General features: G+C 61.2%; 6 protein-coding genes and 1 pseudogene. 3 read left to right on the plus strand and 4 right to left on the minus strand.

What is annotated here, in order from left to right; translation table 11 throughout:
- Positions 1-21: 21 nt before the first annotated feature.
- A complete protein-coding gene (locus K5Q19_RS20970; RefSeq protein ID WP_019054076.1) occupies positions 22-312 on the minus strand; it encodes a hypothetical protein in 291 nt (96 codons plus the stop codon).
- A 283-nt stretch (positions 313-595) separates the two neighbouring features.
- Here K5Q19_RS20970 and K5Q19_RS20975 point away from each other — a divergent pair, with 283 nt between their 5' ends.
- The gene (locus tag K5Q19_RS20975; protein ID WP_292949283.1) at positions 596-1,012 is read left to right on the plus strand and encodes a hypothetical protein; all 417 of its coding nucleotides are present in this window, start codon (positions 596-598) and stop codon (positions 1,010-1,012) included.
- A gap of 160 nt (positions 1,013-1,172) precedes the next feature.
- On the opposite strand, the gene K5Q19_RS20980 is transcribed toward K5Q19_RS20975, so the two are convergent.
- Both K5Q19_RS20980 and K5Q19_RS20985 read right to left on the minus strand, forming a co-directional pair.
- Positions 1,173-1,460, minus strand: coding sequence for a hypothetical protein (locus K5Q19_RS20980; protein ID WP_292949285.1), 288 nt, complete (start codon positions 1,458-1,460; stop codon positions 1,173-1,175).
- A gap of 433 nt (positions 1,461-1,893) precedes the next feature.
- On the minus strand, positions 1,894-2,937 hold the full coding sequence (locus K5Q19_RS20985) for a DUF2493 domain-containing protein (protein ID WP_292949287.1): 1,044 nt from the start codon (positions 2,935-2,937) through the stop codon (positions 1,894-1,896).
- Positions 2,938-3,630: 693 nt separating this feature from the next.
- On the opposite strand from K5Q19_RS20985, the gene K5Q19_RS20990 reads away from it, so the two are divergent.
- Both K5Q19_RS20990 and K5Q19_RS20995 read left to right on the plus strand, forming a co-directional pair.
- Complete coding sequence (locus K5Q19_RS20990; RefSeq protein ID WP_066214091.1) at positions 3,631-3,900, plus strand: hypothetical protein; 270 nt, start codon at positions 3,631-3,633, stop codon at positions 3,898-3,900.
- A gap of 217 nt (positions 3,901-4,117) precedes the next feature.
- The gene (locus K5Q19_RS20995) at positions 4,118-5,584 is read left to right on the plus strand and encodes a Fic family protein (protein ID WP_066213952.1); all 1,467 of its coding nucleotides are present in this window, start codon (positions 4,118-4,120) and stop codon (positions 5,582-5,584) included.
- A gap of 129 nt (positions 5,585-5,713) precedes the next feature.
- Here the strand turns inward: K5Q19_RS20995 and K5Q19_RS21000 are convergent.
- Positions 5,714-6,131: pseudogene (locus K5Q19_RS21000) on the minus strand (hypothetical protein); the annotation flags it as partial.

Here is a 6,131-nt window from a genome sequence, read left to right on the forward strand (position 1 = left end):
CGAGCGCGGTCGGACCAGGTGTCAGGCCCCGCCATGGAAGGCCTCCATGCGCCGCTCGGCTTCGGTCAGAAGTTCGGTGTGCACCTCGGGGTATTCGCGCTGGACGATGAGGTCGAGCGCGAGGAAGGTATACTCGGACGAGAACTGCCGCCGGCGATCCTGCTCAGATGAACCGGAAAGGTCATCGATGAAGCGCTCGATGGCGATTCGCAGAAGCTTCGATCGGGAGATATTGCGCGAGACCGCAGCGGCATTGGCCGCCTCGGCAACGGGTCCGGGAAGCCGGACCGAAATCAGGACTGTTTCTGTCATCACCAAACCCTTCGAAAAGGGCCCGGTGGAGATTGCGCCTGGATGTTTTAGGCCATCGCCGATGGCTTGGCAAGGGAAGGGGGAGCCGGTGCCTGCCGTATTCAAATGTATTACGCGAAAAATGGCGCAATTGCTTCATCTCCAGTTGTGTTCAGCGATTATCATACATTGTGATACAGGGATGCCATTGCTGTATACGCGCGCAGTTCTGCCAATTTCTCCTACTGCCGTGCAGTGTACGGTCTGCACCTTTACCCCTTGATCCGATGCAACTTGGTTCGCGTTGGATTACTGGTTTTTTCTGGGTCGAGGATCGGGCCTTCAGTGCCATTCTCTAGGCGCAGCAGGGGCAATCTATGCTTCACAGGCGTCGACAAATTACAGATGGTTTGAACAAGAGGACTTGCCAACAGGCTTTGGCGTTGTGATGCTTTTGCCGGGAGGTTTCAGCGCCAACCCACGAGGTATCATCATGGCCAGGAAAGGAAGTCTTGAAGCGGAACGACAGGCAATCGCAAGGGAGCGAAACGCGCTGGAAGCGCGCGAAGCGAAGCTGCGGGAAAGCGAGCAAAATGCCATGGCCGAACTGCTGAGAAAATCGGCACTCGGCAAGGCACCGTTCGAGCGGGTTGAAGGCTTCTTCGCCGCACTCGGAAAGCTCGGCCTGGACGAAGCGGAAAAGCGCTTGGCGAAAAGCTGAAACCGGTCTCGCAAGAGACCAGCGCAGCCGGGGCTCCCAAAGTTACTGCCTGCATCCGCAGGCAGCCGAGGGGGCCCCGGCTGCGCTTTATGGACCGGAGCAAAAAAGGGGCCGGAGAGCCCCTGACGAGCCCTCCGGCGCCGTTCGAAGTTTCTGCATGTCAGAACGGGCAGTCCGCGTCCCATTCGGGATCCATCACCACGCTCATGAAGCTTGCGGCGCGGGCGATGTTCGCCTCGTCGAAATCGTCTGCCATCATGCCCGGCACCGTATGGACGATCCGGTCGATCAGGTGCTGGGGCAGCGCATTATAGTCGCCCTCGTCGTCCTCGATGACGTGCTGGTCGAAGAAGCTGTGCTGGGCCCGGACGGTGGCGGCGCGCAGTGCGGCGTCATAGCTGATGGGATCGAATGCCGGGATGTCGAGTGCGGTCGTAAGAGCGTTCATGGGAAGCCTCCTGTCAAAATCATTGAAGAGGCCTCCGAAAAGATGGCCGAGCTTGGCCCGGGTCAGGAACGGGCCGCCCGCGGCCCGCCGCGAAGCGGGGGTGGGGGTGCCGATTTTTCTGGAGCGCAGGCGCAGCCGGAGTGGAGGAAAAATTGGGGGAACCGCCCTTCTTGACGCGGGCCAATGGCGGTCATCATGCTTGGAATTCTGCGAGAGTTTTAACCCCTGTTGGTCAACGCCACCGGTGGGTCCAAGCGCTGGCCTGCTGCCCGGCCGATGCGAAGGCTGGGAACCGGGCAGGCCGAAAGGCCGTCACCCGGGGGCCAGCGAGCGAGCCGGGGCAGACCAGGGGCGTTCCAAGCGACAAAAAAGAAGGGTATCCGGCGGTTAGGCCGGACACCCTTCGGTAAAGTCGGATCACGTTGTTTCCCGCTCAGAACGGCGGGAGATCGTCGCCATTGACCGTGCGCTTTGCCCCGCCGCGTTCTGCCTGAGCCGGGGCCTTTGACCGGGCCGGGGGAGCCTCGTTCTGGGCACCTGCCTCGCGCACGATGTGCAGCGGTACGCGCGCCTCGCGCAGCCGGTCGGCGAGGTTCGCCTGGATGCCGCCGCCGTTGCAAACCACCGCCTCGACCGGTTTGAAGCTGAGCATGCGCGCATTGCGTTGGTAGGGCGCCGAAGGACCCCGCGAGGCATCGGGCTTGCACAAGATGACGGGGACGTTCTTGCTCGATGCCCAGGCCGCCGCGATCACGTCAGCGCCCTTGTTCTGTGCGGTCGTTGCCAGCACCATAGAGGGGATGCGCGTCCGGATTGCGTTGAGGTAGTCTTCAACCTGAGCAATATCGGTGAACTGCTGCCCGCCCGAGAACACCACGACCGGGCCCGTGGGCGCAAACTGTTCCCGCCGCTGCGCCTTTTGCGCAGCCAGGTAATCGCGCGCCTCGATCATCGAAGCATTGGTCTTGGACGACACCCGCGAGCCGCGCACCGGTGAGAAGGGACGACCGGTCTCCACGAGGTAGATCTTCGCGGCATGGTCGCGCATGCATTCCATCGCGTCGCGGCACTCGGCGAGGCTGCGGGCCTGCGTGGTGAGGTCTTCAAGATCGGTCGCATAGACTTCGCTCGGATCGTATTCGCGCAGCTTCTCCTGAAGCCGGTTCGCCATCGAATCCTCTCTGTTGTCGAGGCGCTTGGCGACCACGTGGAAGCTGTTGGCAATGCCCCAGGCGACCTCGCTTGCCATGTCCTCCATCCGGGTATCGCGGAACAGGTCGAACACGGTTGCGAGCATCATCTCGATTGCCGCCTGCGCCGCTTCGGGATCGGGCATTTCGGCAGCGCTCGGTTCATGCTCGATCGAGAGCTTGGCAAGCTCGGTCTGCTCCATGAATGCGGCAGCATAGTCGGGAGTGGCGATTTCCCGCGCGTAGTGTTCGGCGAGATCGGCGAAGTTCGAGAAACGGTCCGTCATGATAACCTCCAAAAGGAATTGTCTCTCATCACGCTGATGAAAGATGCCCATCGGAGGGACGCCGGAGTCAGGCAGTCAGGGACGGCGGCGCGCACGCGCTGCCGCCGCTTGGCAAGCGGGCGTGGGGGGAGCCGATTTTTGCTCGCAAGGCGGTAGCCGCAGCAGGTAAAAATTGGGGGGCACCCGCGATCCTTGACGGCCGCCAATCTCCCAGGCGTCATGCTATGGCGATGCTGATTTCGCTCAGCCAACGAGATGAGAGAGAGATTTAGGTTTTGCCCCCGAACCCCCGAGCCTGAAAGGATTGGGGGCGTTCGGGGTTAACCGCAAAACGCCGCCCTGCTGTGGTTCTTCCGCGATCCCGCAAAACCCCCCGCCGCGGCGCGTATCGCGCCCGCGCGGGGCACGAGGGAGCGCTCTGGCCAGCGCCGACGACGGCGCGGCCAGCCTGACGGGAATGGACCCCTTGCCGGAGCAAGTCCGTCGTCCCGTGAAACCCGTGCTTGTCGCGGGGCGCGGGACGGCGACGGAGCCGGAGGCAAGAGTGCCGGCGGCCCAGGGCAGGAAACTCCGCACCCGCAGGAGCGCGCACAAAGGGCGCGCGGGACCGAGTGCGCCATTCTTGACAGGGCCGCTCAATCTGAAATGGCTGCCGTGGGCAGCATAATCGCATCGCTGGAGGGAAGTACCGCCATGGAGTTCGACGACCAGATGCGGCGCTTTTTCGGGACCGATGATCTCGGAGCGGTTTCGTCCGAAGGGCTGGCCAGCGGGATAGAGCGCATGCTGGTCGAGTTCGGTCTCGAGACAGACAAGGGACGCAGGTTCGCTATGTGGTCGCTGCTCTACATGCTGGGTTCGGCGCCGGACCTCGATGTGGCGTTCAAGGACCCTCGCGACCGCGAAGCGGCGCGGACATTCATGGATCTGCTCGATCAGGCCAATGCCGGCGAGCTCGGCTGATCGCATGCCGTTCAGGCAAATCCTGTTAGAAAAATGGGGCGATATTTCTAACAAAGATGAGTGGTCCCAATGGGCCAAAAACGGCCGGCAGTCTCGGCATGGGCCCATTGGATGACTCGCAAAATCTCGGGATTTTTGGGAGTTAAATCTCGTTTTCTCGGACAATCCACTTCTTAAAGCACGAAAACTCGGATAGGTGCTCCGTCAGGAGCAGCTTATGTCCAAATTTTCGATTGCCGCATTGCCGGAAGTTTTCGTCTCGGACGGGACGATTTCGGGAGCCGTCTACGAGGCTGCCCGGCGAGGGCAACTGCGCAAGCTCGGAACCCGTCTTTACACCCGGAACCTCGACGAGGATCCCGAACGGCTCGTGCGCCGAAACTGGTATACCTTGATCGCGTCCTATTACCCAGATGCAATCATTGCCGACCGGACTGCACTGGAGAGCAAGCCGGCCGAAGATGGGTCGGTCTTTCTGATTTCGGCAAAGCGGCGCGACACCGAACTTCCGGGACTGGTATTGCGACCGCGGCCAGGACCCGGCGCGCTGGACAGCGACCGCGTTTTCGGAGGCGCGCGCCTCGCTTCGACAGCGCGTGCCTATCTCGAAAACTTGCGGCCTTCGAGAGGTCGTAAAGACCGCACATCGCGAGTGATCGAACGCGGAGAGTTGGAAAGACGGCTCGATGCGATGATCCGCCAGCAAGGGGAGGCGGGGGTCAATCGACTGCGCGACGACGCGCGCAGGATCGCGCCCGAGCTCGGTTACGAGGCCGAAGCGGACGAACTTGATAACCTGATCGGATCGTTGCTCGGGACGCGCGAAGCGGAAATGCAGAGCGAGATTGGCAAGGCACGGCTTGCCGGGCATCCATTCGATCCGGATCGCATCAGGCTATTTGAGGGGCTGTTTGCGGCGCTTCGCGAAACCATGGTGGAGATGCGCCCGGTTCCGCCCCGGACCGCCGAGGCCAATGCGACACTGGCGTTCTTTGAATCGTACTTTTCGAACTTCATCGAAGGTACCGAGTTCAGCGTGGAGGAAGCGGCACAGATTGTCTTCGACGGGGTCATTCCGAACGAGAGGCCAGAAGACGCCCACGACGTGCTCGGAACTTTCCGCATTGTTTCCGACCTGCAGCAATTGAAAGCTCTGCCGTCCGATTTTGGCGGCTTCCGCGACTTGCTACGAAGGCGTCACGCTTCGGTCATGGAGGCACGGCCCGACAAGCTGCCCGGCGCATTCAAGGAACGGGGAAACCAGGCCGGGGCTACCGTATTCGTGCATCCCGACCTCGTCGACGGAACCCTCGAGCGAGGTTTTGAATTTCTGAATGCGCTCGACGATCCGTTCCAGCGCGCGGTTTTCATGATGACACTGGTAAGCGAAGTTCACCCGTTCGCTGACGGCAACGGCCGCGTGGCGCGCATCATGATGAACGCTGAACTTGTTGCCCGTGATCAGGAGCGGATCATCATTCCGACAGCATACCGGACGGACTATCTCTCAGCGCTCAAGGCATTCTCGCACAACGGACAGACAGCTCCGCTGATCCGGATGCTCGATGTCGCGCAAGGCTATACGCACAGCATCGACTGGAGCACACTTGCCAGTGCGAGGTCTGCCCTGATGGCAACCAATGCATTTGCCGAAGGCGAGGACGCAAAGCTGCGGCTTCGCTAGTTCAGTTTATCCCACAGATCGGCGCAAGCCGGAAAATGTGGGATAAATCGGTCGTCGGTGGGCCGAGTGACATCTCTACTTGGCGGCGAAATCGAAGATTGATAATAATGATTATGTTAAATCAACAAGTTAGGCCGCGAACAGCTCGCCCTGACATCTTGCTGAGGATGGAATAACGCTCTGCGTTGCCGCAATCTTCCCAAGCGCCCTGAGAACGACAGGCCGAACCACATAGACCGCATGACGCCCACCGCCGCGGTTCTCGTGATTGGTGGCATAACCCGCATAGTGGCGCGTCACGAGCCCGGCACGCACAAGGTCCGAGATCGCCCGGCTGACATTGGCACGGCCAACGGCCAGGACCTGCTCTTCGACCGCGTGATCGACACGTGCTGTATCGGCGTCAGGATCGCCGGTCAGCTGGTGCTGAAGCGAGATCGTTACGCGGGCCCTCAGGCCTGCGCGGCGCACGCTGTCAACACCGGGATAAAAACGGGCCAGGCACCGGTTTAAAAAGGGGCCAGTTGGGTTGAATAAAAAGCCCCAT

It is taken from the genome of Novosphingobium sp., assembly GCF_019748365.1.
Lineage (GTDB): Bacteria > Pseudomonadota > Alphaproteobacteria > Sphingomonadales > Sphingomonadaceae > Novosphingobium.